Consider the following 25426-nt stretch of genomic DNA (forward strand, 5'->3'; position numbering starts at 1 on the left):
CCATCAACCCATGCAGCAGGACACGACAGAAGAAGCGACCGATGCGCAAAAGCACCGCAAGGGGCTGGTTCGCGTGTGGCATGCCTTCGGCTATTCGCTCGCGGGTTTGCGTGCAGGCCTGAGGGAAACCGCCTTCAGGCAGGAAGCCGTGGCTTCGGCGGTGCTGTTACCGCTTGCACCCTGGGTCGGCCAGACCTGGGTCGAGGTCGTGCTGCTGGCGGGTGTGGTGCTGATGGTGATGATTGTTGAGCTGCTCAATTCCGGCATCGAGGCTGCCATAGACCGCATTGGCCCCGAATGGCACCCACTGTCCAAGCGAGCCAAGGACATGGGCAGTGCGGCCGTGCTGCTCAGTCTGGTCCTGTGTGCGGGCGTCTGGGCCGCAGCGCTTTGGGCCCGTTTTTTCTAAATTTCCAACGCCTCACTGTTCGATGAACACCCCCAACTTTTCAATTTGTGTGTATTGCGGATCCCGCCCTGGTGCCCGCCCAGCGTTCGCAGACACGGCACGGGCCGTTGGCCACTGGATCGGCAGCCACGGCGGTCAGCTGGTGTACGGCGGCGGCAGCAATGGTCTGATGGGTATTACCGCGCAGGCCACGCTGGACGCCGGTGGCCGCGTGATTGGCATCATTCCAAAAGCTTTGGTGGAAAAGGAATGGGCCAAAAACAACTGCACCGAACTGCATGTGGTGGACACCATGCACGAGCGCAAACGCCTGATGGCCGAACACGCCGATGCCTTTTTGGCGCTGCCTGGCGGCATCGGCACATTTGAAGAATTTTTTGAGGTGTGGACGTGGCGCCAGCTGGGCTACCACGACAAACCCATTGGCCTGCTCAACGAGACGGGTTATTACGACGGACTGCTGACTTTTTTGAAGACGGGCGTCGAGCAAGCATTCATGAGCCCTTGGCAGATGGATCTGATTCGCGTGAGCGCCAACGCGCTACAGTTGCTGCCCGAACTGGTGCAAGCGGCTGGCCTGTCACCCGTTGCACGGCTGGACGCCATCTGAACCCAGCGGCGGGATCAGACCGCCGTTTCGTCCTCTTCCCCGGTGCGAATACGCACCACACGCTCCACCGAGGTGACAAAAATCTTGCCGTCGCCAATTTTCCCGGTGTGAGCGGCGCGGATGATGGCGTCAACGCAGCGGTCCACGTCGTCGGACTTGACCACCACCTCCAGTTTGACTTTCGGCAAAAAGTCGACCACGTATTCGGCACCGCGGTACAGCTCGGTGTGGCCCTTCTGGCGGCCAAAGCCCTTCACTTCGGTCACGGTCAGACCGGTCACGCCCTGCTCTGCCAAGGCCTCGCGCACCTCTTCCAACTTGAATGGCTTGATGATGGCGGTGATTTGCTTCATGCGAACGGCTCCAGGGTGCGGGGTAACTAGGAAGCCAAAAATGTATCACGCGCACCGCACCGGTGCACGGCACTCAGACTCTCTGCACAGCGCTTGTTCTCGATCAACCGCAGGGCGGGTGATCACGGGTAAGTTGCGGGCATGGAGCCACTGCCCAAGACCTCACCCATGCCGGTGTTTCGTGCACGCGGGCTCACCAAGACTTACACCATGGGTGAGGTCACCGTGCAGGCACTGCGCGGTGTGGATCTCGACTTGTACGCGGGTGAATTCGTGGTGCTGCTGGGCGCTTCGGGCAGCGGCAAGTCCACCTTGCTGAATATTCTGGGCGGCTTGGATGCGCCCACCAATGGTCAGGTGGTTTGCCAGGGGCACGAGCTCACCTGTGCCGACGAAGACGCCCTGACCCGTTTTCGGCGTTCCTCAGTGGGGTTTGTTTTTCAGTTTTACAACCTCATACCCAGCCTGACGGCGCTGGAAAACGTGGAGCTGGTCACCGACATTGCCAGCGACCCCATGCCCGCGCTGGATGCCTTGGCGCTGGTGGGGCTGGCCGACCGCAGGCACCATTTCCCGGCACAGCTCTCGGGTGGGGAGCAACAGCGCGTGGCGATTGCCCGCGCCATTGCCAAACGCCCGGCCGTGCTGTTGTGCGACGAACCCACTGGCGCCCTGGACTCAGCCACCGGTGTGCTGGTGTTGCAGGCGCTGGAGCACATACACCGGGAAACCGGCGCGCTCACGGTGATCATCACGCACAACGTGAGCATCGCGGCCATGGCCAACCGGGTGATCTACTTGAGCGATGGCTCGATTGCACGCGAGGAACGCAACGCGGTGCCCCGGGCCGCAGCGGAGCTGCGCTGGTGAAAGCGCTGCACCGCAAGCTATGGCGCGATTTTTGGCAGCTGCGCGGACAGTCGCTGGCTATTGCCTTGGTGGTCATTGGCGGCATTGCGACCATGGTGATGGCGGTGACCAACCACCAGGCCTTGTCTGATACGCGTGCGCGATTTTACGAAACCTACCGGTTCGCCGATGTGTTCGTGGTACTCAAGCGCGCGCCGCTGAACTTGCTGCAAGAGGTTAGTGCTTTGCCCGGCGTCGCGCAGGCACAAGCGCGCATTGTGGCGGGCGTGAACCTGGAGGTCGATGGGTACGACCAGGCGGTCACGGCACAGGTGGTATCGCTGCCTGAACCGGGTGACGACGACCTGAACCAGCTCTACCTGCGTGAAGGGCGCCGGCCCGAGCAGGCCTGGGAGGTGGTGGTAGGCGAAGCATTTGCGCAGGCCCACGGTCTGCACCCCGGCGATGGCTTCACCGCCATCGTAAACGGGCGCCGCCAGCGGGTCACGGTCAGCGGTGTGGGCTTGTCACCGGAATTCGTTTACCAGATACGCGCGGGCGACGTGTTCCCCGACTTCGAGCGCTTTGCCATTGTGTGGATGCGGCGAGAAGCGCTGGCGCGCGCGTTTGATCTTGATGGTGCGTTCAACCAACTGAGCATTCGGCTGATGCCTGAAGCCGCAGCCCACGGGGTCATTGACCCGCTGGACCGCCTGCTGAGGCCCTACGGCGGCCTGGGCGCGCACAACCGCGCGCTGCAAATGTCGCACCGGTTTCTGGACGAAGAACTCAAGCAGCTCCACACCATGAGCCGGCTGTTCAGTGGTATTTTTCTGGCGGTATCGGCCTTTTTGCTGAGCGTGGTGATCGGCCGCCTGATCGGCACCCAGCGCGGGCAGATTGCGGTGCTCAAGGCGTTTGGCTACAGCCGCTGGGAAGTGGGGTTGCATTACGCCCAACTGGTGCTGCTCATGGTGGGCGTGGGCGTGTTGCCCGGCGTAGCGCTGGGCGCGTGGATGGGCCGTGGCATGGCCGATCTGTACATGGACTTCTACAGGTTCCCATTTCTGGAATGGTCGGTGCAGCCGGTGGTATGGGCCCTGGCGGTGGGCTTCGGGTTGGTCGCGGCCGCGCTGGGTACAGCCCAGGGCTTGTTGCGTGTGTTTTACCTGTCGCCAGCCGAGGGCATGCGCCCCGAAGCGCCTGCGGTGTACCGGCGCACGCTTACCGAACGCCTGGGCGGTGGCCAGTTGCTGGACGCCGCCGCCCGCATGGTGGTGCGCAACCTGGAGCGTCGCCCTTTGCGCTCGCTCATGTCGGTGTTGGGCATGGGCATGGCTTGCGGCATCTTGGTGATGTCCAACCTGCAGCGCGATGCCATCGAGGAAATGATTGCCGTGCAGTTTGGACTGGCTCAACGCGACGACCTCACGGTTACTCTGGCCGAGCCTGCGAGCGCTCGGGTCATCGACGAACTGCGGTCCATTGCCGGCGTGCAAACTGCTGAGGGCTTTCGTGTCAGCGCCGTGAAACTGCGCAACGGCCACCGCAGCTACACCACCGCCTTGCAAGGCATGAGCGAATCCGCCGATCTCAAACGCGTGCTCGACGCTGCGCTCCAACCGGTGCGCGTACCGGCTGAAGGCCTGTTGCTGACCGACTATTTGGCCGATGTGCTGGCTGTTCGGCCCGGCGACCTGCTGGACGTAGAGTTTCTGGATGGACGCCGTGAAACGCTGCAACTGCCGCTGGCGGCAACGGTCACCGAATACCTGGGCGTGGGTGCCTATGCCCAACGCACCTGGCTCAACCGGCTGCGCCAGGACGGCGACCTGGTCTCGGGCAGCTGGCTCAAGGTGCCCGCTGAGGCCCGCCCTGCGGTGGTGGCGGCGCTGCGCGAGCGCCCACGGGTCGCGGCCGTGAGCGACCGCAACGCCAGCATCGCCAGCTTTCGAGACACCATGGCCGAAAATATTTTGACGTTCACCCTTGTTGCCACACTGATGGCCACCAGCATGGCGGCCGGGGTGGTTTACAACGCCGCGCGCATCACCCTGGCCGAGCGCTCACGAGACCTCGCCAGCCTGCGGATTTTGGGCTACACCCGGCACGAAGTGCGCGGCCTGCTGCTGGGCGAGCTGGGCACACTCACCCTGCTGGCCCTGCTGCCCGGTTTTGCCATGGGTTTTGGGATGAGCGCCCTGCTGGTCTGGGGCATGCAGTCGGACCTGTACCGCATTCCGCTGGTGCTGCTGCCGTCGGGTTTCGCCATGGCGGGCGCGGTGTTGCTGGTTGCAGCAGGCTTGTCCGCCTGGCTGGTGCTGCGCCGGCTCGACCAGCTGGACCTGGTGGCCATTTTGAAAACACGGGAATGAATATGAAGCACATCCCAACCGCCCGCTGGTTTCGTTACGCGCTGTTGTTCCTGGTGGCGCTGGCGCTGGCCCTGATGGCCTTGTGGCCTGACAGCCAGAAGGTGGACACCGCCACCGTGCAGCGCGGAACCGTGAACCAGACGCTGGAAGCAGAAGGCCGCACCCGCCTGCGCGAGCCGTACGCCATCACCTCACCGGTGGCGGCCATGGCCCGACGCATCGGCCTGGCGCCCGGTGATGTGGTGCGCGCCGGGCAGGTGCTGGTCACGCTGGACCCCGTGGCTGCGCCCACGCTGGATGCACGCAGCCGCAAGGAGGCCACCGCCCGACTCGCCGCTGCGCAGGCGCAGCTGCAAGCAGCCCAGGCCGAAGCCCGTTCGGCCCAAGCCAGTGCGGCGCAAGCGCTGGTCGAGCTGGAGCGCCTGCGCCCGATGGCCGCACAAGGCATGGTGTCAGCTCAGGGCCTGCTGGCCGCCGAAACCGGCTGGCAGCGCGACGACCTGCATGCGCAGAGCGCCCGCTTCCGACAGGCCACGGCGGCCCACCAGCTTGAAGCCGCCCGCGCCGCGCTGGCACTGGGCGGCCCCGGCGGCCCGTCGGCGTCGGCCCTGCACATCACGTCACCCGTGGATGGCGTGGTGCTCAGGCGCCCAGTCGAAAGCGCCCGTCCGGTGCTGCCTGGCGAGACCTTGCTTGACATTGGCGACCCCGCCGCACTGGAGGTGACCGTGGACGTGTTGTCGTCCGACGCGGTGCAAATACAGCACGGGATGGCGGTAGCGCTGCTGCGGTGGGGCGACGGCCCTGCCCTGCAGGGCAAAGTGCGGCGGGTGGACCCCGGCGCTTTCACCAAAACGTCGGCTCTCGGCGTTGAGGAGCAGCGGGTCTGGGTGGTCATCGACATCACCAGCCCGCACGAACAGTGGGCACGCCTGGGCGAGGCCTACCGTGTGCATGCGCGATTTGTCCTGCGCGAGGTGGCAGATACCCTGCATGCGCCCAGCAGCGCCGTGTTTCGGCACAACGGCGGGGCTTGGGTGTTTCGGATGGAGGCCGGCAAGGCCCACCTCACGGCGGTGGACGCGGGCCTGCAAGGCAGCGGCCAGACGGAGATCGTGAAAGGCCTGTCCGAGGGGGATACGCTGGTGATCCACCCGCCCCGCGAACTGGCCGACGGCGCACGCATACACCGGCCCTGAGGGCCCGTTTCAGACGGGCGCGTTCATGCCCGGTATTGACTGGTGATCGGGTAGCGCCAGTCTTTGCCAAAGCTGCGGTGCGTCACCCGCACGCCCACCGGGGCCTGGCGCCGCTTGTATTCGTTGATGCGGATCAGCCGCACCACTTTGTCCACGTCGGCAGCGTTGAAGCCCTCCGCCACGATCTGGGCCGGGCTCTGGTCGTCTTCCATGTAGCGTTCAATGATCCCGTCGAGCACGTCGTATTCGGGCAGACTGTCCTGGTCTTTCTGGTCGGCCCGCAGCTCGGCGCTGGGTGGCCGCGTGATGATGCGCTCGGGAATCGGGTTGGCGCCGGTGCCGTAGGGGTCGTGCGCATTGCGCCAGCGCGCCAGGCGAAACACCACCGTCTTGGCCACGTCTTTGATCACGGCAAAACCGCCGGCCATATCGCCGTACAGCGTGCAGTAACCGGTGGCCATTTCGCTCTTGTTGCCCGTGGTCAGCACGATGCCGCCAAATTTGTTGGACAGCGCCATCAGCAAAGTGCCGCGGATACGGGCCTGCAGGTTTTCTTCGGTGGTGTCTTCGGGCAGACCGGCAAATTCGCTCGCCAGGCTGGCTTTGAAGGCTTCGAACTGCGGCGCGATGTCGATTTCGTCGTAACGCACGCCCAGGCGTTCGGCCATGTCCCGCGCGTCAATCCATGAAATGTCGGCCGTGTAAGGCGAGGGCATCATCACTGTGCGCACCCGATCCTTGCCCAGTGCATCCACCGCAATCGCCAACACCAGCGCCGAATCGATACCGCCCGACAAACCCAGCAGAGCCGAGGGAAAACCATTTTTGCCAATGTAGTCCCGCACGCCCAGCACCAGGGCGTGCCACAGGTCGGCATCGGCACTGTGATCGCGGTCGGTGCTGGCTTCAATGGTCCAGCCGGCGCCTTGGCGCTGAAACGTGCAGTCAAACAGCGTTTCTTCAAAACTCACGGCACGGCCCGCCAGCGCGCCGTCGGCGGCCAACACGAAACTGCGCCCTTCAAACACGATTTCGTCTTGCCCGCCCACCAAGTGCGCGTACACCAGCGGCAAGCCGGTGGCCTGCGCGCGCGCGCGCATCGTCGCCTCGCGCTCACCACCTTTACCGGTGTGAAATGGCGAAGCGTTGATGACCACCAGCAGCTCTGCACCTGCGGCCCTCGCCTGCGCTGCAGGTAGGTCAAACCAGGCGTCTTCACAGATCAGCAAACCCAGCCGCACCGGCGCGACGTCAGCGGTGTCCACATCAAACACACACACGTCTTGGCCGGGGACGAAATACCGCCGCTCATCAAACACCTGGTAGTTGGGCAGCTCGCGCTTGGCGTAGGTGTGGGTCACCTGCCCGTTCAGCACCACGCTGGCTGCGTTGTGCAGCTGCGCCACCGACACGCTGCGTTCGCGCCGGGCACCCGTGCCGGGCTCCACCACGCGCGCCGGATGGCCCACCACGATGTGCAGGCCTTGGAGTCCTGCGGTCTGAAGGGCAATGGATTTCAGGGCATCATCACAGGCGTCGATGAACGCGGGCCGCAGGTACAGATCTTCGGCTGCGTAACCGCTGAGCGCCAGCTCCGGCGTCAGCAACACCCGCACGCCGCGTGCATGCGCTTGGCGTGCAGCGTCTATGATTTTTTGGGCATTGCCCGCCATGTCGCCCACCACAAAGTTGAGCTGGGCCACGCAAATTGGAAGTGTCATGCGGTCTGGAAGAGGAACGAAATCGATCAATGGAAGGGGCATCAACACCGGTGCGTCACCAACCCAGCAACGGCCCGAACAAGCAGGCATTTGAGGGCAGAAAATGAGCGCATCTAATTATGTCACCCGGGTCTTTTCTTCACCGTTGGACATACCCGCCGAAGCCTGGAACGAGCTGCTGGCCAGAGAAACCGATCCCAGCCCCTTCATGAGCCATGCCTACCTGGTGGCCCTGCATGCCAGCGGCTGCGCACAACACCCGTCAGGCTGGCAAGCCCAGTTTGTCACCCTTTGGCAAGGCGACGACTTGCAAGCGGCATGCCCCATGTACCTGAAGAACCATTCGTACGGCGAATACGTGTTTGACTGGGCCTGGGCCAATGCCTACGCCCAACACGGGCTCGACTACTACCCCAAGGCCCTGGTGGCCGTGCCGTTCACTCCGGTACCCGGTGCCCGGTTGCTGGCCACCCACCCGCAAGCTCGAACCGCGCTGGTGCAAGCGCTCATTGATCATGCCCGCCAAGAAAACCTGTCGTCGTTGCACCTGCTGTTTGCACAGCCGCAAGACGTGGCGGCCTGCGAAGCCGCAGGCATGATGCTGCGGCACACGGTGCAATTTCACTGGAAGAATGTGGCCCCCACGCTCCCCGCTGCGCGTGGTTCGCTGCCCCCCGAGGGGGCTGACCTTGCTTGGGGTGGCCCGGCGCTGCGGCCTGTGGACCCCACGCTCCCCGCTGCGCGTGGTTCGCTGCCCCCCGAGGGGGCTGACCTTGCTTGGGGCGGTCCGGCGCTGCGGCCTGTGGCCCCCACGCTCCCAGAGGGGGCTGGCCTTGCTGGCGCCGCGCCGCAGCCATTTCAAGATTTCGACCACTTCCTAGCCAGCCTGCAGCAGGAAAAGCGAAAAAAAATCCGGCAAGAGCGGCGCAAGGTGGCCGAAGCGGGCGTGGTGTTCCGCTGGTCGTTGGGCACTGCGATATCGGCAGCGGACTGGGGCTTTTTCTACCGCTGCTACGAACGCACCTACCGGGAACACGGCAACGCACCCTACCTGAACCGGGATTTCTTTCAGCGCATGGCGCAGACCATGCCCGAGCATTGGCTGCTTTTCGTTGCCGAGCGTGACGGCAATCCCATGGCCACCAGCCTCATCGGAATCGACGCGCAAGCGGGCGTGGCATACGGGCGCTACTGGGGTGCGCTCGAGCGCGTGGACTGCTTGCACTTTGAAGCGTGCTATTACCAACCCCTGGCCTGGTGCATCGCCCATGGGTACACCCGCTTCGAAGGCGGCGCGCAGGGTGAGCACAAGATGGCGCGTGCGTTGCTGCCCGTCAAGACCACGAGCGCCCACTGGCTGGACCATCCGTCTTTCGCCGACGCGGTAGAGCGCTTTCTTGAACGAGAAGACCAAGGCATACAGCAATACCTGGACCATCTGGCGCAGCGCAACCCGATGAAGAGCATCGCTGCGGTGCAGCAAGCGCTTGGGCCACCCAGCAAAGCGTGACAAGCTGCTCAAGGCAGCAACTTTCATGAGCGCGTCTAAAGCCCAGGCCTCGGGACGCGCTAGCTGCTCTATAAACTAGCGCGAGCATGAACGATACCGACGCCTTTTTCACCCAGACCATCGTGGGCGCACCTTTTTCGGTGCTGCTAGGACGCCAGCTTGATCCAGGCCGTGTCGAAACCGCGGGGATTAAGGTCAACATGCTCGGCGCCGAAACCCGCTTGAGCCAAGTCTGGAAAGACTGGATCTTGATGACCCACGCCAGTGACCGCATCGGCCAGCCGCGCCATCGCCCAGGCCGAGGGCGGCGCTGGCTGGAACGCCACGCGCTGTGGCTGGCCGTGCTTGGGCTGTCCAGCCTGCTGGCCACGGTGGTTTTCTGGGGGCTCCTGCAATGGAGGTAAAAACCCCGCAAGACACGCTCACCATCGACCCCATTGCCATGAACGTGGTGAACCGGGTCGCGGCGGGCAGTCAACTGAGTGGCGATTTGAACTTTGAGGGTGGTTTGCTGGTGCAAGGTGAAATTGCAGGCAACATCCGCGTCAATGGCCGTTTGATCGTCTGGACCGGCGGCATCGTGCGCGGTCGCGTTCGGGTGTCAGGCGACACCTACCTTTTTGGTTGCTTGGGTGCTGCCGGCGCCAGCGCCCACGAAACCAGTCTGGAATGCCAAGGCATGGCTTACGTCTCGAAAACTGGGGTCTCCACTGGCACGCTCATGGCCAGGCGGCTGCAACTCTACGAGGGTGCCGACTTGCAAGGCCCATTCAAGACACTTAAAAAGGGTGACAACTTCCCGGTGCTGCACGACGTGCTGCCTGACCAGCCTTGAGCGGAAGGAGCCGACCCACCATGAAAGCCGACCGCTACCTCCACCCCGACCGCCACCTGGAACAGGACATGGACAACCAGACAATGCACCCTAACGAAGAACCTTTCGATGCAGAACCCCAAGCGGGAGATGCAGACGAGGGGAGCCGCTCCAACCACGTGCTTGAAGTGGGTGTGGGCAACGCCATGCCGCCGACCCAGCCGGCCCAAATGCCGGTATTGCACCCCCAGGTGCAGTCGGTCATGTCCAGCGAAAACAGCGACATTGGCCAAGCTTGCAGCAAGATCGCGGAGGGGCTGCACTTCATAGGCCATGCCGAGCTGCGCGGCCCATGCAGTGTTGCAGGCACGGTGGAAGGGAACCTGACGCAGGCCCCTGGTGCCGTGGTTTCGGTGGTGGTCACCGAGACTGGAAGGGTCAAGGGTGACATCACAGCGCAAAAAATTTCCGTCATGGGGCACACCGACGGCATCCTGGACTCGGGTCAGGGCGAAGTGAGCCTACACGACACCGCCAGCGTGCACGGATTGGTGCGCTACGGTCGCATTCAAGTCAATGGTGCAGACCTGAACGCGACGCTGGAGCGCGTAGCACCCAGCGGCGGTGGTCACTGAACCCGCCGACCAGCCTGACGGATAACCATGCAGTGGTCGCGCTCGGCTCCACCCGACATGTCCGCCGCAACGGCCAACATGCCCACCGCGTCAGCCACCGTGCCCGATGCCCAGGCGCTGCTACAGATGGCGCTGCAAGCCAGCTGGCGGCGCGACCGGCGCGTGGGCCGGCTCCGGGTGGCGATGCGCTGGCTGGTGTGGGGCTTTTGGCGCTATGGCCTGCCCTTGCTGCTGGTGCTCACCGCGGCTGTGGCCGTGGGGCTCTGGCTGCTGCCCGGCCTGCATCAGGCGCTGGCAACGACAAGACTGGACACGCTCGCACCCTTGGCTGCTCCAGCAGCTGCGCCGCTTGTGCCAGCAGCAGAGGCAGCATACCCGGCCACCGACGCCATCACACTGCGTCTGGAGCCGGGTTGGTCGCCAAGCCGCACCGCACCGCCTGCAGCAAGCGCCTCGCCGGTTACCACAGACGCTGTACAAGATCTCTCTCTCAAACCCGAAAACTGGTTGCACAGCAAGGAGCCCTGACCCCATGAGCCAAAAACCCGCCACCACCCGCCTGGTGCCCGTCGAGCGCCTGAGCGCCATCACCAGCCTGATTGCCGAGGGCGCCGTGTTTGACGGCAACTTCAACACCACCCGCGACCAAGGGATCAAGGTGGATGGCGTGCTCAAAGGCAACATCACGTTTGAGAGTGGTGGCACGCTGCATGTGGGCGCCACCGGCGTGATTGAAAACACCCGCCTGGAAGCCGACTACGTGTTCATCGAGGGCAAGGTCATCGGTACGGTGATCGCGCGCAAGGCGCTGGAAATCACCGGCTCTGCCACCTTGATTGGCGACGCCAGCTACGACGAAATGATCGACATGCATCCGCGGGCGAGGGTGCGGGGCAAGATCGAGTACCGTGGCGACATCGACGCAGCGGCGTCTTGATCGAACCGCCAAGCCGGCCGATCTGACCAAGAAAAAAGCGCCTGTGCGGTTGCCCGCACAGGCGCTTTCTTGGAGCCTGAAGCGCTACGTGATCAGCCTTGGGCTTTGTTGTAGGCCTCAATGCCGTCGGTGATTTCCTTGTGGGCAGCGTCTTTGCCTTCCCAGCCAATCACCTTCACCCACTTGCCTGGCTCCAGGTCTTTGTAGTGCTCAAAGAAGTGCTGAATCGTGTTCAGGCGCATGGGGTTCAGATCTTCTGGCTTTTGCCACTGGGTGTAAATCGACAAGATCTTGTCGATCGGCACCGCCAGCACTTTGCCGTCTTCGCCGGCTTCGTCCTGCATTTTCAGAATACCGATGGCGCGGCATGGCACCACCACGCCCGGAATCAGCGGCACGGGCGTGATCACCAACACATCCACCGGGTCCCCGTCACCCGACAGGGTCTTGGGCACGTAACCGTAGTTGGTCGGGTAGTGCATGGCCGTGCTCATGAAACGATCGACAAAAATCGCGCCGGTTTCTTTGTCCACTTCGTACTTGATCGGGTCGGCGTTCATCGGGATCTCAATGATCACGTTGAACGAGTCGGGGACATTTTTTCCAGGGGTGACGTTGTCGAGGGACATGTTGTGAGTCTGAAGGTTGGTTGAAAACGGATCGGCCCTTGGGGCACCTTGGCGCCGTAGCGCGGGCCACATGACGGTGTGGACCCTGCGGCGCCTAGGATTTACCCTGATTTTACTGATTCCAGACTTACTTCCGTCGCGCAAGCGGTACCCAGCGACCGCAATACCCGCTAAATTTGGTACGTTGGCCAATCGCCCTGCACGCTCGCCTGAAAGCGAGTGCACGAGGACACGAGGAAGCAACGCAGCGGGGATGACCCAAAGGCGTTGCCCCCTCCAAGTCAAAACGAGCAGGAGAAATACATGGTTGGACAATCTGCGCTGATATTTGCGCTGGTGTGCGGACTGGTGGCGGTAGCCTACGGCTTCTGGTCCCGCAGCTGGATTCTTTCGCAGGACGCGGGCAACGACCGCATGCAGGAAATTGCCGGGGCCATTCAAACTGGCGCTGCCGCCTACCTTGCCCGGCAATACAAAACCATCGCCATCGTCGGTGTGGTGCTGGCGGTTCTCATTGGTGTTTTTCTGGATGGTCAAAGCGCTGTGGGCTTTGTGCTGGGCGCGGTGCTCTCGGGTGCCTGCGGCTTCATTGGCATGAACATTTCGGTACGGGCCAACGTGCGCACTGCCCAGGCCGCCACCCGAGGCATTGGCCCGGCGCTGGACGTGGCGTTTCGCGGCGGCGCCATCACCGGCATGCTGGTGGTGGGCCTGGGCTTGCTAGGCGTGGCGGGCTTCTTCTGGTTTCTGGTGGGCAACGGCAACCTCACACCCGACAAAGACCTGGCCAAGCTGCTCAACCCCCTGATCGGCTTCGCGTTTGGCTCGTCGCTCATTTCCATCTTTGCGCGTCTGGGCGGCGGCATCTTCACCAAGGGCGCTGACGTGGGTGCCGATCTGGTGGGCAAGGTGGAAGCCGGCATTCCGGAAGACGACCCCCGCAACCCGGCGGTGATTGCCGACAACGTGGGCGACAACGTGGGCGACTGCGCCGGTATGGCCGCCGATCTGTTTGAAACCTATGCGGTCACGCTGATTGCCACCATGGTGCTGGGCGCACTCATGGTGTCTGCCGCGCCCATGCAGGCGGTGCTGTACCCCCTGGTGCTGGGTGGCGTTTCCATCATCGCTTCCATCATTGGCTGCTTTTTTGTGAAGGCCAGCCCGGGCATGAAAAACGTGATGCCTGCGCTGTACAAGGGCCTGGCCATTGCCGGTGTGCTCTCGCTCATTGCGTTCTGGTTTGCCACCGCCTGGATCATGCCGGACAACGCCATCAGCGCCGACGGTAGCCAGCTGCGCCTGTGGGGCGCTTGCGCCGTGGGCCTTGTGCTCACCGCCGCGCTGGTCTGGATCACCGAGTTCTACACCGGCACCCAGTACTCACCGGTCAAGCACATTGCACAGGCTTCCACCACCGGACACGGCACCAACATCATTGCCGGCCTAGGCGTTTCCATGCGGTCCACCGCCTGGCCGGTGCTGTTTGTGTGCGTCGGCATTCTGGCTTCGTACCAGCTCGCCGGGCTTTACGGCATTGCCATTGCGGCCACGTCGATGCTGAGCATGGCCGGCATTGTGGTGGCGCTTGACGCTTACGGGCCCATCACCGACAACGCCGGTGGCATCGCCGAAATGGCTGAGCTGCCGAGCAGCGTGCGCGATGTGACCGACCCGCTGGACGCCGTGGGCAACACCACCAAGGCGGTGACCAAGGGCTACGCCATCGGCTCGGCTGGACTGGCGGCTCTGGTGCTGTTTGCCGACTACACCCACAAGCTGGAGACCTACGGACACCAGATCACGTTCGACCTGAGCGATCCGATGGTAATCGTTGGGCTGTTCATTGGCGGCATGATCCCCTACCTGTTTGGCGCCATGGCGATGGAAGCCGTAGGCCGAGCCGCCGGCGCGGTGGTGGTCGAGGTGCGCCGCCAGTTCAAAGAGATCCCCGGCATCATGGACGGCACGGCCAAGCCCGAATACGGCCGCGCGGTCGACATGCTGACCACCGCAGCCATCAAGGAAATGGTGATTCCCTCGTTGCTCCCGGTGGTGGTGCCCATCCTCGTGGGCATTTTCCTGGGGCCCAAAGCGCTGGGCGGTTTGCTCATGGGCACCATCGTCACCGGCCTGTTTGTGGCCATTTCCATGTGCACCGGTGGCGGCGCTTGGGACAATGCCAAGAAATACATTGAAGACGGCCACCACGGCGGCAAGGGCAGCGAAGCGCACAAGGCCGCCGTGACCGGCGACACCGTGGGTGACCCCTACAAAGACACCGCCGGCCCAGCCATCAACCCATTGATCAAGATCATCAACATCGTGGCGCTGCTGATCGTGCCTTTGCTGCCCATGGTGTGATGCCGCTCTGCTGAAAGACCAACGGCCCGCTCATGCGGGCCGTTTTGCTTTCGGGGATGGTCGATCCAAACGGCGCCAACCGGCTTCAAAGCCCGGCGAGATCGGCGTGTGTCAGCGCCCGCACGATTTCACCCGCGCAAGGCGTGAGTTTTTTCAGCTCGGCAGCCTGCCCATGCTCAATGGCCTGCAGCACCAGTTCGTTGATGCCGCCCACCGCCGCCATCGCCATGGCCGGTGAAAGGGCGCGCAGCGGAGCAGCGCTTGGCAAGGCTGCGCCGTTCACGGTGGCGACCATGAAATTGGCCAACTGCTGCATGACATCGCGGCGCGCACGAAGCCCTTCGGGGCCGAGGTGGTGAATGTCAATGAACAGCACCCGAACCAGGCCCGGCCCCGCTGCCAGATGCTCAAAATACGCCAGCAGCGCATGCTCAATCTGGGTCTGCCACGGCCGATCAGGCTTGAGCGCTTCACGCAGGGTGCGCAACGCCGACGCACTGGCAGCACGGTACAGCGCCAAAAAACAGGCTTCCTTGCTGGCGAAATGCTCATAAAAGGTGCGTTTTGAAACCCCCGCCTCCCGCACGATGTCGGCGATGGTGGTCAACGCCAGACCTTTGCCGGCCGACACAGTGGCCATGGCCTGAAGCAGGCGCGTGCGGTGCACAGGCTCCAGTTCTTGGGGGTGATCGAGCGTTTCGACTGTGTTCATGCGCTCAATCTTAGGTGGCACAGGCTGCACCTGGCTGACAGTGCGCGGCGGGCTTTCCCCGTTGACAGGCCGGCTCCAGGGGTGCAACATCCGGCTATCGGTACTACAAGGTACCAGTCAAAAAGCATCGCACCCATGACCGAACTCACCGTCCGCCGCTTGTTGATCGACCTGGAAAAACCGGTGCCACGTCACTGGTGTAACGGTGACGCGTTCCTGACGGCGTGGTTCAACGCCCTGTCCATGAGCTTTCCTGTGGGCGAGCAATTTTTCATCGATTCGGTGCGAGCCGGATTCAAAGCGCTGCCGGATGGCCAACAAACCCATTTCAAAACCGAGGTACAAGGGTTCGTGGGCCAGGAGGCCACGCACCGCCGCATCCACGCGCTGTTCAACGCCCAAATCGAAAAACATGGTCTGGTCAACGAATGGGAACCCAGGGCTCGCGTGCGCTTGAGTCTGGTGGAAGGCAGCGATCCGCGCCACGGACTGGCCATCACCGCAGCCAACGAGCACTTCACCGCCCTGTTCGCCGAATGGATGCTGGCACACCCGCAGCGGCTGGATGGCTGCGAACCTCGACTTAAAGCCCTGTGGCTGTGGCACAGCGCCGAAGAGGCTGAGCACAAATGCACCGCCTTCGACCTGTACCAGGCACTCGGCGGCAGCCATGCCTGGCGCGTGAAATGGATGCGCCGCGTCACCCTGATTTTTCTGACCGACACCCTGCGCCAGACCGTGAACAACCTCAGGCGCGACGGCACGCTGTGGCGCTGGAGCACCTGGCAAAGCGGCTGGCACCACATGCTCGGCCGCCAGGGCCTGCTGCGCCTGAGCTTGCAGCCCTGGCGGGCTTACTTCCGTGCAGACTTTCACCCCAGCCAGCAGTCGAGCGATTTGTCTGAAACCTGGCTGGAGCAAAACGCCAACCTGTACACCCGGGTTGGTTCTGCCTGAGCGAGCTTCATCCCTCGGGTGAAACCCCAGTGTCTATGGGCGCGTCCCCTCGCTAAGCGCAGGTGTCGCCCATAATCGCATCATGTCTGAACGCGTCATTCCTCTGGTAGACCAGCGCACGGCCTCGCGCTCTGCCGCCATTCCTTCTGTGCCGATTGCGGCCACCGGCCTGCTGGGCGACCAGTTGGGTCGCCCGCTGCGCGACCTGCGCATCAGCGTGACCGACCGCTGCAACTTCCGCTGCAGCTATTGCATGCCCAAAGAGGTCTTTGACAAGGACTACCCTTACCTCCCACACAGCGCACTGCTCAGTTTCGAAGAAATCACCCGCTTGGCGAAGCAGTTTGTCGCCCATGGCGTGCAAAAAATCCGACTCACCGGTGGTGAGCCACTGCTGCGCAAAAACATTGAAATCCTGATCGAGCAACTGGCGGCCCTGCGCACATTGGAAGGCAAACCGCTGGACATCACCCTGACCACCAACGGTTCGTTGCTGGAACGCAAAGCCGCATCGCTCAAGGCCGCAGGGCTGCAGCGCGTCACCGTCAGCCTGGACGGGCTGGACGATACGGTTTTCCGGGCCATGAACGATGTGGACTTTCCGGTGGCCGACGTGCTGCGCGGCATCGAGGCAGCGCGAGCGGCGGGGCTGGGGCCGATCAAGGTCAACATGGTGGTCAAACGCGGTACCAACGACCACGAAATTTTGCCCATGGCGCGCCACTTCAAGGGCACCGGCATTGTGCTGCGCTTCATTGAGTACATGGACGTAGGCGCCACCAACGGCTGGCGCATGGACGAGGTGATGCCCAGCGCCGAGGTGGTGAGGCACATTCACAGCGAACTGCCGCTGGTGCAGTTGGAGCCGTCAGCACCGGGGGAAACCGCCGAGCGCTGGGGCTATGCCGACGCCAACGGCCAGCACGACGCCAGCGCCGGAGAAATCGGCGTCATCAGCAGCGTGACGCAGGCTTTTTGCAGCGACTGCAACCGCGCCCGCCTGTCCACCGAGGGCAAGCTTTACCTGTGCCTGTTTGCCAACCAAGGCCACGACCTCAAACCCCTGGTGCGCGGCGACGCCACCGACGAGCAGCTGGCCAGCGCCATTGCCGCCATATGGCAAGGCCGCAGCGACCGCTATTCCGAGCTGCGAGCCAGCCTGCCGCCCGACGCCTCCACCGGAGGGCGGCGTGTCGAGATGAGCTACATCGGTGGCTGAAGACTCCCCCCGAGGGGGCACCACCTGCCGTCCGGCACAGCCGGCCCAGCGGTGTCCCCGGTTTGGTCCGCTTCACGCGCCGAATACCCCTTTTTAAACTTCGAGATGAATAGCATTCAACCCAACGAAATCACCGCCATCGTGTTGGCGGGTGGCCGTGGCTCCCGCATGGGCGGGGTCGACAAAGGTCTGCAAAATTTTCACGGCACGCCCCTGGCGCTGCACACGGTGCTGCGGCTGCAAATGCAAGAAGGCGGCTTGGTGGGCGAACTGATGATCAACGCCAACCGCAACCTGTCGGCCTACGAAGCCTTTGGCGCACCGGTCTGGCCCGACACCCTGACCGATTACGCGGGCCCGCTGGCCGGTTTCATGACCGGGCTAGAGCGCTGCGAAACACCTTATTTGCTCACTGTGCCCTGCGACACGCCGCTGTTTCCATTTGATCTCGTGCAGCGGTTGGCCCAAGCTTTTGAAGACGACAGTACCGAAATTGCGATGGCTGCGGCGCTGGAGGAAGACGGCCAGCTGCGCGCACAGCCGGTGTTTTGCCTGATGCGCGTGGAACTGCTGGAAAGCCTGGTTGCGTTCACACAAGCGGGGGGCCGCAAGATAGACCAATGGACCGATCAGCACAAGACGGTGTTGGTGCCGTTCAACCTGCCGGGCGACGATGCCCGTGCTTTTTGCAACACCAACACACTGGCCGAGCTGCACGCGCTGGAAAACCCCTGACAAGCCCTGAGTTGCGCCATGAAAACCATTGCCCAGATAGCCGCTGAATTGCAGGGCTACGACCCGCAGGCCTTGAGCGCCGAGCGCGTCAACGACTTTCTTGCCCAGCTGATCGAACCCGTCACCGAGACCGAGACCCTGCCCGTTTTTGACGCCCTAGGTCGCGTGCTCGCGCAAGACGTGGTCTCGCCCATCAGCGTGCCGCCGCACGACAACTCCGCCATGGACGGATTTGCGTTCGACAGCGCGCAGTTGCGTCCCGGCGAGCCGCTCACCCTGCGTGTGGTCGGCACCGCGCTGGCTGGCAAAGCCTGGGCAAGCCCAGTGGGTGCTGGCGAATGCCTCAAGATCATGACGGGCGCCATCATGCCGCCCGAGTTGGACACCGTGGTGCCACTGGAATTCGTGCGCGCGGGAGAAGACGGCAGCGTGCACATTCCGCCCGGCGTGGTGAGCGCCGGTGACAACCGGCGCCTGCTGGGTGAAGACCTAATGGCGGGCCAACCCGCTCTGCGCAAGGGCCAAACTCTGGGCCCGGCTGCGCTGGGGCTCATCGCCAGCCTGGGCCTGCCCAGCGTCAGCGTGTTCCGGCGCATCAAGGTCGCGTATTTTTCAACCGGCGACGAGATTCTGAGCCTGGGTGATTGCCCCCGCGAAGGCGCGGTTTACGACAGCAACCGTTACACCGTGTTTGGCCTGCTCACCCGCCTGGGCGTAGAGGTGGTCGACATGGGCGTGGTGGGCGACCAGCCCGCCTTGCTTGAAGCGGCTTTCCGCCAAGCGGCGGCCACGGCCGACGCCATCATCACCAGCGGCGGCGTGAGCATGGGTGAAGCCGACCACACCAAGGCCATGATGAAGCACTTGGGCGATGTGGCGTTCTGGCGCATTGCGATGCGGCCCGGGCGGCCCATGGCGGTGGGTCGGATCACCGAACAAGGCCGGTCCGCCATCCTGTTTGGTTTGCCCGGCAACCCGGTGGCCGTCATGGTGACGTTTCTCGCCTTCGTGCGCCCTGCTCTGCTGCGGCTCATGGGCAGCACAACCGCCGAACCGCTGTTGCTCAAGGCCCAGAGTGGTGAGCCATTGCGCAAAAAGCCGGGCCGTACCGAATACCAGCGCGGCATCGTCACGCGCGGTGCCGATGGCGCACTGCATGTGTGCACCACCGGCAACCAGGGGTCGGGTGTGCTGCGCTCCATGGTCGAAGCCAACGGCCTGATCGTGCTGCACCACAGCCAAGGCAACGTGGCGGTGGGCGATGCGGTGGACGTGATGATGTTTGACGGCGCGATTTGAAGCGGTCAACCGCCTGCAGCTTTGGCCAGGATGCGGCAGGCCTTGCCGCTGCGTCCCCGAGGCACCACTTGACCCAGTTCGCCGAGCACCCGAATGGGTAAAGCACCCTGCGCCGTGGCGAAAGCCTGCAACGCCGCACGACAACACTTCAAAGCCTCGCGCCCGGCTTGCCCCGCCAGCGGCAAACGCAACACCAACGTGCTGTCGTCGCGCTGGCGCAGCTGAAAATCAAACACCCCGGCCTGCTCTTCCAGCACGGTTGACAAGGCCAACGGCAACAACGCCACCTCACCGTTGAGCCCTCGCACACGCACAATGTCGTCGCGCCGGCCTTGCACTTCGATCACCGGAAACGGTGAACCACAGACGCAGCGCTCGGCGTGCAGCGTCACCTGGTCGCCCATGGCGTAGCGGATCAGGGGCTGCACGGTGTTGGCCAGGCTGGTCAGCAACACGCCGCAAGACGGCTGGCCAAGCGGCACCGGGCGGTTGTGTTCGTCCACCGGCTCCAACACCAGCCAGTCGGTGTTCAGGTGCAAATGCCCGGCCCCGCATTCCCATCCCATGGCCAGAAACTCTGAGGCACCGTAGCTGTTGCGTACCCGGCATTCCAGCGCCGTTTCAATGCGCTGGCGCACGGCAGGGCTCAGCGTTTCGCCGCCCGTCCACAGCTCGCGCAAACCCATCTTCAGGCGCCCACACTCGGCCTCTTCGGCCAGCAACAGCGCAGCGGTGGGGTAACTGGCCAACACGGTGGGGGCAAATGCATTCAGCGCATCTACCAGCGCGTCCACCGGCTGCAGGATGGAGAACGAACGCATGGACGGCGCCAGCCAGGGCTGCAACTGGCGCAGCCGCTCCATGCTGACAAAGCTCGCAAAATGCCCCCCCGTGGCGCCCACAAACGCCATGCGCTCGGTCAGGTAGAACGGGTCCAACCAGCGGCGGCTGCGCTGGTCGGGACTGCGGCGTACGGTTTCCAGGGCGTCGTACACGGCCATGACGCGCGCGTCTTGCACAAAAATGCCGGGCGAGCCACTGGTGCCCGAGCTCTCCCACACCAGGTAGCGTCCCAGATAAGGCTCGCCCACGCGCATAGGGTCGGCAATGAAAGCCCGCAGGTCGTTCAGCGATAGATCGGGGTCGGTCACCCAATCCGAAAAGCGGCCCATGAGCTCGTCGCGCCCGACGGGAGCCACGCGCCCGAGGGCGCTGGCGTTGTCGGGCAATTTAGCCAAGCGTTCCCGGTACAAGGCCGAGCCACGCCGGGCCGCGGACAGCAGTTGGCCCAGGCGCTCCTGCTGCAACCGGGCCACCGAAGCCTCGTTGGCGCGGGCTTGCGACAGCACCTGGGCTGTGGTGCTGGCCAACAAAAATGGATCAAAAACAGTGCCCACGCAGAGATCTCCCGTGGCCGCCGCCGACCACACCACGGCGAGATCGACGGCACGACCCTCAACGCGGCACCGACAAGCAGCCGGTGCCGTACCATGCTACCGGCCTCAGTTCACAGCCAGATTGCGCTGGCTCAAAGGCCGGGCTTCCTTGCCGGTTCAGAAACTGAGCGTTTTGGGTGGGTGCGCCGGCATGAGCGAAAGACGCTCAGCCGATCAGGTCGCCGGGGTTTCCAGCGGCGAAGCCACCGCATTCAACCCAGCCTGGCGCACCTCACCCGAGGTTTTCTTGCGCGCCAGCAAGGTGTACATGGTGGGCACCACAAAGATGGTGAGCAAGGTACCCAGGCTCATGCCGCCCACAATGACCCAGCCAATCTGCTGGCGGCTCTCGGCGCCTGCGCCGCTGGCCAGGGCCAGTGGAATGGCGCCCAGCACCATGGCGCCGGTGGTCATGAGGATGGGGCGCAGCCGCAGCGCAGCCGATTGTTTCACCGCCTCCAGCGTGTCCAGGCCTTGCTCACGCAGCTGGTTGGCGAACTCCACAATCAAAATGCCGTGCTTGGTGATCAGCCCCACCAGGGTAATCAACCCGATCTGGCTGAACACGTTGAGTGTGCCCCCTGAAAACTTCAGTGCCAGCAGCGCGCCGAGCATGGACAGCGGCACGCTGAGCATGATGATCAGGGGATCTACGAAGCTCTCAAACTGCGCGGCCAGCACCAGGTAGATGAACAGCAGCGACAGCACAAACACAATGGCCAGCGAGCCCGACGAGCTTTTGAACTCACGGCTCTGGCCGTTGAGGTCGGTGGTGTAACCCGGCGGCAATATCTCGGCAGCGGTGGCGTCCATGAACTTGAGCGCGTCACCCAGCGCCAACTCGGGCGCCAGGTTGGCCGTGATGGAGGCGCTGCGGCGTTGCCCGAAGTGGTTGAGCTCCCGCGGAACCACCACTTCACTGATTTTGACCAGAGAAGCCAGCGGAATCATGGCGTCGTTGCGCCCCCGCACAAACAGGCGGTCGATGTCGTCGGGCGTGCTGCGCTGGGCGCTGTCGGTCTGCACGATCACGTCGTACTGCTCGCCATCGCGCTTGTAGCGGGTGACGATGCGGCCGCCCAGCATGGTTTCCACCGTGCGGGCAATCGCGTCCACGTTCACGCCCATGTCGGCGGCCCGCTCGCGGTCCACGTCCATTCGGATCTCGGGTTTGTTCAGGCGCAGGTCGGTGTCCACCTGCACAAAGCCGGGGTTCTTGGCCAAGGCGTCCTGAAACTGGCGCACCACCTTGGACAAGTTGTCGTAGCTGTCGGAAGTGACGATCACGTAGTTGATCGGCCGCTCGCGAAAACCCTGACCCAGCGAAGGCGGCGTGATGGGGAACGCGCTGATACCCGGCAAAGCCGCCATGCGCGGCGCAATTTCGCGGGCGATTTCTTGCGTGGTGCGCGTGCGTTCTTCCCACGGTTTCGCCCGCAAGAACACGTTGCCCTGCGCCACGGTGGGGTTGCCAATGTTGCTGAAAATGCGGTCAAACTCGGGGTAGTCCTGCCCAATGCGCTCAATGGCTTCGGCGTAGCGGCGGGTGTAGGCCAGCGTCGCGCCGTCCGGCCCGTTGATGCTGGCCAAGATCACACCCCGGTCTTCAATGGGCGCCAGCTCTTGCTTGGTGGTTTGCAGCAGCCACCAGCTGCCGGCCGCACTGGCCACCATGACCAGCACCACCGCCCAGCGCAGCTTCAGCGCGAGCGCCAGCGCGCGGCTGTAGCCGCGCGTCATGCCGGTCAACACGCGTTCCATGCCACGGTCAAAACGGCCCGGGGTGGGGTTGTGTCGCAGCAACTTGGAACACAGCATGGGCGAGAGCGTGAGCGCCACAAAGCCGGACACCACCACCGCGCCGGCCAGCGCCAGCGCAAATTCGGCAAACAGACGCCCCGTGCGACCGGGCGTGAACGCCAGCGGCGCGTACACCGCAGCCAGCGTAAGCGTCATGGCAACCACGGCAAAACCCACCTCCCGGGCACCTTGAATGGCCGCTTCAAACGGTTTCATGCCCTCTTCGATGTGGCGGTAAATGTTCTCCAGCACGACGATGGCGTCGTCCACCACCAAACCAATGGCCAGCACCAACGCCAGCAGGGTGAGCGTGTTGATGGAAAAGCCAAACAAAGCCATGAGCGCGAAAGTGCCGATCAGGCTCACCGGTATGGTGACCAGCGGGATGATGGACGCGCGCAAGGTGCGCAGGAAAACAAAAATCACCAGCGCCACCAGCACCACCGCCTCGGCAATGGTGGTGTAGACCGCTTTGATGGAGCGGTCGATGAAGACCGAGTTGTCGTTGGCAATGTCCACGTTCACGCCGGGTGGCAGGTCTTCCTTCACTTTTTCCAGCAACTGGCGCACACCGGCCGAGAGCTCCAGCGGGTTGGCCGTGGCCTGGCGAATGACGCCGAGCGAAATGGAGTCGCGACCGTTCAGCCGCACCGAGGTGCGTTCGTCTTGCGGGCCCTGCAACACCCGGGCCACGTCGCCCAGACGGATGGTCTGGCCGTTGATGTTGCGAATGGCCACGTCGCGAAACTGCGCTGGCGTCTGCAGGTCGGTCGCGGCGGTCACATTGAACTCGCGCAGCGTGCTTTCAATGCGGCCGGCAGGCACCTCCAGGTTGGACCGGCGCAGCGCGTCTTCCACGTCCTGCACCGTTAGGCGGTAGGCGGCCAGGCGGTCGGGGTCGATCCAGATGCGCATGGCGTATTTGCGCTCGCCGTACACGCGCACATCGGCCGCACCCGGCGCCGTTTGCAGCACCGGCTTGGCCAGGCGGTTGGCAAAGTCGGAGAGTTGCAGCGCGTCGTGCGTGTCCGAGCTGAGCGCGAGCCAGATGACCGGGAAAGCGTCAGCCTCCACCTTGGCAATCACTGGCTCGTCAATGCCCTGGGGCAGGCGCTGACGCACCCGGCTCACTTTGTCGCGCACATCGGCCGCGGCCGAGTCAGGATCGCGCTCCAGCTTGAAGCGCACCGTGATCTGGCTGCGCTCCTGGCGGCTGATGGAAGTGATGACGTCCACACCTTCAATGCCAGCCAGCGAATCTTCCAGCGTTTTGGTGACCTGCGATTCGACCACCTCGCTGGAGGCACCCGTGAAACTGGTGCTGACCGTGACCGTGGGTTCGTCGATCTTGGGGTATTCGCGCACCGTAAGTCCGTTGAACGAAACCCAGCCCACCAGCAGAATCAGCAGCGACAACACGGTGGCAAACACCGGGCGGCGAATGGAAATTTCAGGCAATTGCATGCAGCGAGCTCCCGAGGAAAAGGGCCGTCAAGCGGTCAGGACCGCATCAAACACCGTCATTTGGCGGAGGAAGCAGCCGGGGCGGCACCGGCGCCTGCGGGTGCACCGCCTGCGGCACGAGGCCCGCCACCCGGCTTGTTCATGTCCACCACCCGCACGGCTGTGCCGTCGCGCTGCAGCCGCTGCTGCCCCGCCACCACCACCGTGTCACCTGCAGCCAGCCCAGCCAGCACCTGCACTTGGGCGCCCTGGCGCACACCCAGCTGCACTTCGGTGCGGCGCGAAACGAGTTTGGCGGCATCGCCCTCGCCTCCTTTTTCCAGCTTGAACACGAATTGCTTGCCGCCCTGCGGCACCAGCGCCTCTTCAGGCACCACCAGCGCCGCGTCATCGACCGAAAAAACAGTCAGCACGCGTGCAAACATGCCCGGGCGCAAGTCGCCGGCGGGCGACGGTGGCAGCACCGCACGCACCGCCACCGAGCGGCCATTGGCGTCGAGCAGCGGGTCCACCGCCTGCACGCGGGCCACAAATGACTGGCCAGGCAAGGCATCGAGCTGCACCTGCACCGACTGGCCAGGCGCTATGCGCGTCTGGTAGCGCTCGGGCAAACGAAAGTCCACCGTGAGCGCCGATGTGTCTTCCAGGTTGACCAGATCGGCGCCGTCTTTGACGTATTCGCCCAAGTTGATGCTGCGAAGACCGACGGTGCCGTCAAACGGCGCCGTGACCCGCATGCGCTGCAAACGTGCCTGCGCCAGCGCCACCTGGGCCTCGGCCACTTGCAGGTTGGCTTGGCTTTCATCCAGCACCCGCTGGGCCACAAAATTCTCGGCCACCAGTTCCTGGTTGCGCTTGAGGTTGGCGCGTGCAATGGACAACTGCGCCTGCGCCTGGCTGAGCTCGGCGCGCTGCAACACGTCGTCCAGCTGCACCAGCATCTGTCCGCGTCGCACACGCGCACCGTCGGCAAAACCGATCTGGGCAATGCGCCCACTCACCTCGGGTCGCAGCGTCACGCTCTGGCGCGAACGCAGCGTGCCCACAGCTTGGGCGTCGTCCTGAATGCGCAGCGTCTTCACAAGTGCAACCTCCACACCCGGTACACCGCCCGAGCGCCCGGCTCCAGCAGGTGCGCCGGTGGCGGGTTTTCCCACCAGTGGCCCACCCACCGGGGCCGGCGCGGCCCGGTTTTGAAACCACCAGGCACCGGCAGAAGCCAGCCCGATACCTGCAGCAGCGACCACCACGTAAAGCGTCTTGTTTGACATGTTTCAATTCAACAGGAAGGTGACACACAGCGACCACAGGACGCACGCAAAAAAACAATGTAACAGTCCAGAGACGGTGGCGCAGGCAGAAGTTCAATCACCTTGCGGGTTGCCAAGCTCCACGCTGG

Annotated in this window: 23 protein-coding genes; 16 read left to right on the forward strand and 7 right to left on the reverse strand. The window is 63.8% G+C overall.

Annotated features, from left to right (window positions below; genetic code table 11):
* Positions 1 to 10: 10 nt before the first annotated feature.
* Positions 11 to 409 (forward strand): diacylglycerol kinase, encoded by a 399-nt coding sequence (locus ACTG4K_RS11385; RefSeq protein ID WP_439114323.1) that lies wholly within the window; start codon positions 11 to 13, stop codon positions 407 to 409.
* Between the two features lie 22 nt (positions 410 to 431).
* On the forward strand, positions 432 to 1019 hold the full coding sequence (locus tag ACTG4K_RS11390; RefSeq protein ID WP_439114324.1) for a TIGR00730 family Rossman fold protein: 588 nt from the start codon (positions 432 to 434) through the stop codon (positions 1017 to 1019).
* Positions 1020 to 1033: 14 nt separating this feature from the next.
* Here the strand turns inward: ACTG4K_RS11390 and ACTG4K_RS11395 are convergent, their stop codons facing one another.
* Positions 1034 to 1372 carry a P-II family nitrogen regulator gene (locus tag ACTG4K_RS11395; protein ID WP_304840000.1) on the reverse strand — a complete coding sequence of 113 codons (339 nt, stop codon included), beginning with the start codon at positions 1370 to 1372 and terminating at the stop codon, positions 1034 to 1036.
* 141 nt (positions 1373 to 1513) lie between these two features.
* Between ACTG4K_RS11395 and ACTG4K_RS11400 the strand changes: the two genes are divergently transcribed.
* From ACTG4K_RS11400 to ACTG4K_RS11410, 3 genes are read left to right on the forward strand one after another with little or no spacing between them, the layout of a single operon-like run.
* Positions 1514 to 2242 (forward strand): ABC transporter ATP-binding protein, encoded by a 729-nt coding sequence (locus ACTG4K_RS11400; protein WP_439114325.1) that lies wholly within the window; start codon positions 1514 to 1516, stop codon positions 2240 to 2242.
* Positions 2239 to 4596, forward strand: coding sequence for an ABC transporter permease (locus ACTG4K_RS11405; protein WP_439114326.1), 2358 nt, complete (start codon positions 2239 to 2241; stop codon positions 4594 to 4596). Before ACTG4K_RS11400 ends, ACTG4K_RS11405 begins: the two co-directional genes overlap by 4 nt.
* Before the next feature lie 2 nt (positions 4597 to 4598).
* On the forward strand, positions 4599 to 5795 hold the full coding sequence (locus ACTG4K_RS11410) for an efflux RND transporter periplasmic adaptor subunit (RefSeq protein WP_439114327.1): 1197 nt from the start codon (positions 4599 to 4601) through the stop codon (positions 5793 to 5795).
* Between the two features lie 23 nt (positions 5796 to 5818).
* Here ACTG4K_RS11410 and ACTG4K_RS11415 read toward each other — a convergent pair whose 3' ends face one another.
* Positions 5819 to 7516, reverse strand: coding sequence for an NAD+ synthase (locus ACTG4K_RS11415; protein WP_439114328.1), 1698 nt, complete (start codon positions 7514 to 7516; stop codon positions 5819 to 5821).
* Positions 7517 to 7619: 103 nt separating this feature from the next.
* On the opposite strand from ACTG4K_RS11415, the gene ACTG4K_RS11420 reads away from it, so the two are divergent.
* The 6 genes from ACTG4K_RS11420 to ACTG4K_RS11445 all read left to right on the forward strand — a co-directional run bounded on the left by ACTG4K_RS11420 (position 7620) and on the right by ACTG4K_RS11445 (position 11412).
* Positions 7620 to 9026, forward strand: a complete 1407-nt coding sequence (locus ACTG4K_RS11420; protein ID WP_439114329.1) for a GNAT family N-acetyltransferase — start codon at positions 7620 to 7622, stop codon at positions 9024 to 9026.
* A gap of 86 nt (positions 9027 to 9112) precedes the next feature.
* Positions 9113 to 9430: a hypothetical protein gene (locus ACTG4K_RS11425; protein ID WP_439114330.1), complete on the forward strand. Its 318-nt coding sequence runs from the start codon at positions 9113 to 9115 to the stop codon at positions 9428 to 9430.
* On the forward strand, positions 9421 to 9861 hold the full coding sequence (locus ACTG4K_RS11430; protein WP_439114331.1) for a bactofilin family protein: 441 nt from the start codon (positions 9421 to 9423) through the stop codon (positions 9859 to 9861). Before ACTG4K_RS11425 ends, ACTG4K_RS11430 begins: the two co-directional genes overlap by 10 nt.
* 20 nt (positions 9862 to 9881) lie before the next feature.
* Positions 9882 to 10475, forward strand: a complete 594-nt coding sequence (locus ACTG4K_RS11435; protein ID WP_439114332.1) for a bactofilin family protein — start codon at positions 9882 to 9884, stop codon at positions 10473 to 10475.
* Between the two features lie 57 nt (positions 10476 to 10532).
* Positions 10533 to 11003, forward strand: a complete 471-nt coding sequence (locus ACTG4K_RS11440; RefSeq protein WP_439114333.1) for a hypothetical protein — start codon at positions 10533 to 10535, stop codon at positions 11001 to 11003.
* Between the two features lie 4 nt (positions 11004 to 11007).
* Positions 11008 to 11412, forward strand: a complete 405-nt coding sequence (locus ACTG4K_RS11445) for a bactofilin family protein (protein ID WP_439114334.1) — start codon at positions 11008 to 11010, stop codon at positions 11410 to 11412.
* Between the two features lie 92 nt (positions 11413 to 11504).
* Here ACTG4K_RS11445 and ppa read toward each other — a convergent pair whose 3' ends face one another.
* A complete protein-coding gene (gene ppa / locus ACTG4K_RS11450) occupies positions 11505 to 12041 on the reverse strand; it encodes an inorganic diphosphatase (RefSeq protein ID WP_439114335.1) in 537 nt (178 codons plus the stop codon).
* Between the two features lie 303 nt (positions 12042 to 12344).
* Between ppa and ACTG4K_RS11455 the strand changes: the two genes are divergently transcribed.
* Complete coding sequence (locus ACTG4K_RS11455; protein ID WP_439114336.1) at positions 12345 to 14405, forward strand: sodium-translocating pyrophosphatase; 2061 nt, start codon at positions 12345 to 12347, stop codon at positions 14403 to 14405.
* Positions 14406 to 14490: 85 nt separating this feature from the next.
* Here the strand turns inward: ACTG4K_RS11455 and ACTG4K_RS11460 are convergent, their stop codons facing one another.
* A complete protein-coding gene (locus ACTG4K_RS11460; protein WP_439114337.1) occupies positions 14491 to 15117 on the reverse strand; it encodes a TetR/AcrR family transcriptional regulator in 627 nt (208 codons plus the stop codon).
* Between the two features lie 135 nt (positions 15118 to 15252).
* Here ACTG4K_RS11460 and ACTG4K_RS11465 point away from each other — a divergent pair, with 135 nt between their 5' ends.
* The 4 genes from ACTG4K_RS11465 (at position 15253) to moeA (ending at position 19327) form a co-directional block, all read left to right on the forward strand.
* Positions 15253 to 16074, forward strand: coding sequence for a metal-dependent hydrolase (locus ACTG4K_RS11465; protein ID WP_439114338.1), 822 nt, complete (start codon positions 15253 to 15255; stop codon positions 16072 to 16074).
* 82 nt (positions 16075 to 16156) lie between these two features.
* The gene (gene moaA, locus ACTG4K_RS11470; protein ID WP_439114339.1) at positions 16157 to 17293 is read left to right on the forward strand and encodes a GTP 3',8-cyclase MoaA; all 1137 of its coding nucleotides are present in this window, start codon (positions 16157 to 16159) and stop codon (positions 17291 to 17293) included.
* 105 nt (positions 17294 to 17398) lie between these two features.
* Complete coding sequence (mobA, locus tag ACTG4K_RS11475) at positions 17399 to 18028, forward strand: molybdenum cofactor guanylyltransferase MobA (RefSeq protein WP_439114340.1); 630 nt, start codon at positions 17399 to 17401, stop codon at positions 18026 to 18028.
* Between the two features lie 18 nt (positions 18029 to 18046).
* Complete coding sequence (moeA, locus tag ACTG4K_RS11480) at positions 18047 to 19327, forward strand: molybdopterin molybdotransferase MoeA (protein WP_439114341.1); 1281 nt, start codon at positions 18047 to 18049, stop codon at positions 19325 to 19327.
* 5 nt (positions 19328 to 19332) lie between these two features.
* Here moeA and ACTG4K_RS11485 read toward each other — a convergent pair whose 3' ends face one another.
* The 3 genes from ACTG4K_RS11485 to ACTG4K_RS11495 all read right to left on the reverse strand — a co-directional run bounded on the left by ACTG4K_RS11485 (position 19333) and on the right by ACTG4K_RS11495 (position 25298).
* Entirely contained in the window at positions 19333 to 20724 is a 1392-nt protein-coding gene (locus ACTG4K_RS11485) for a phenylacetate--CoA ligase family protein (protein WP_439114342.1), read from the reverse strand.
* 213 nt (positions 20725 to 20937) lie between these two features.
* Entirely contained in the window at positions 20938 to 24027 is a 3090-nt protein-coding gene (locus ACTG4K_RS11490; protein ID WP_439114343.1) for an efflux RND transporter permease subunit, read from the reverse strand.
* Between the two features lie 56 nt (positions 24028 to 24083).
* Positions 24084 to 25298 carry an efflux RND transporter periplasmic adaptor subunit gene (locus ACTG4K_RS11495; protein WP_439114344.1) on the reverse strand — a complete coding sequence of 405 codons (1215 nt, stop codon included), beginning with the start codon at positions 25296 to 25298 and terminating at the stop codon, positions 24084 to 24086.
* Positions 25299 to 25426: the final 128 nt, after the last annotated feature.

The organism is Hydrogenophaga sp. (assembly GCF_965657535.1).
GTDB lineage: Bacteria > Pseudomonadota > Gammaproteobacteria > Burkholderiales > Burkholderiaceae_C > Hydrogenophaga.

Excerpts from the sequence above, each read along its gene's own strand:
- ACTG4K_RS11385 (WP_439114323.1), top strand. The coding sequence starts at position 11 with ATGCAGCAGGACACGACAGAAGAAGCGACCGATGCGCAAAAGCACCGC.
- ACTG4K_RS11390 (WP_439114324.1), top strand. The coding sequence starts at position 432 with ATGAACACCCCCAACTTTTCAATTTGTGTGTATTGCGGATCCCGCCCT.
- ACTG4K_RS11395 (WP_304840000.1), bottom strand. The coding sequence starts at position 1,372 with ATGAAGCAAATCACCGCCATCATCAAGCCATTCAAGTTGGAAGAGGTG.
- ACTG4K_RS11400 (WP_439114325.1), top strand. The coding sequence starts at position 1,514 with ATGGAGCCACTGCCCAAGACCTCACCCATGCCGGTGTTTCGTGCACGC.
- ACTG4K_RS11410 (WP_439114327.1), top strand. The coding sequence starts at position 4,599 with ATGAAGCACATCCCAACCGCCCGCTGGTTTCGTTACGCGCTGTTGTTC.
- ACTG4K_RS11415 (WP_439114328.1), bottom strand. The coding sequence starts at position 7,516 with ATGACACTTCCAATTTGCGTGGCCCAGCTCAACTTTGTGGTGGGCGAC.
- ACTG4K_RS11420 (WP_439114329.1), top strand. The coding sequence starts at position 7,620 with ATGAGCGCATCTAATTATGTCACCCGGGTCTTTTCTTCACCGTTGGAC.
- ACTG4K_RS11425 (WP_439114330.1), top strand. The coding sequence starts at position 9,113 with ATGAACGATACCGACGCCTTTTTCACCCAGACCATCGTGGGCGCACCT.
- ACTG4K_RS11430 (WP_439114331.1), top strand. The coding sequence starts at position 9,421 with ATGGAGGTAAAAACCCCGCAAGACACGCTCACCATCGACCCCATTGCC.
- ACTG4K_RS11435 (WP_439114332.1), top strand. The coding sequence starts at position 9,882 with ATGAAAGCCGACCGCTACCTCCACCCCGACCGCCACCTGGAACAGGAC.
- ACTG4K_RS11440 (WP_439114333.1), top strand. The coding sequence starts at position 10,533 with ATGTCCGCCGCAACGGCCAACATGCCCACCGCGTCAGCCACCGTGCCC.
- ACTG4K_RS11445 (WP_439114334.1), top strand. The coding sequence starts at position 11,008 with ATGAGCCAAAAACCCGCCACCACCCGCCTGGTGCCCGTCGAGCGCCTG.
- ppa (WP_439114335.1), bottom strand. The coding sequence starts at position 12,041 with ATGTCCCTCGACAACGTCACCCCTGGAAAAAATGTCCCCGACTCGTTC.
- ACTG4K_RS11455 (WP_439114336.1), top strand. The coding sequence starts at position 12,345 with ATGGTTGGACAATCTGCGCTGATATTTGCGCTGGTGTGCGGACTGGTG.
- ACTG4K_RS11460 (WP_439114337.1), bottom strand. The coding sequence starts at position 15,117 with ATGAACACAGTCGAAACGCTCGATCACCCCCAAGAACTGGAGCCTGTG.
- ACTG4K_RS11465 (WP_439114338.1), top strand. The coding sequence starts at position 15,253 with ATGACCGAACTCACCGTCCGCCGCTTGTTGATCGACCTGGAAAAACCG.
- moaA (WP_439114339.1), top strand. The coding sequence starts at position 16,157 with ATGTCTGAACGCGTCATTCCTCTGGTAGACCAGCGCACGGCCTCGCGC.
- mobA (WP_439114340.1), top strand. The coding sequence starts at position 17,399 with ATGAATAGCATTCAACCCAACGAAATCACCGCCATCGTGTTGGCGGGT.
- moeA (WP_439114341.1), top strand. The coding sequence starts at position 18,047 with ATGAAAACCATTGCCCAGATAGCCGCTGAATTGCAGGGCTACGACCCG.
- ACTG4K_RS11490 (WP_439114343.1), bottom strand. The coding sequence starts at position 24,027 with ATGCAATTGCCTGAAATTTCCATTCGCCGCCCGGTGTTTGCCACCGTG.
- ACTG4K_RS11495 (WP_439114344.1), bottom strand. The coding sequence starts at position 25,298 with ATGTCAAACAAGACGCTTTACGTGGTGGTCGCTGCTGCAGGTATCGGG.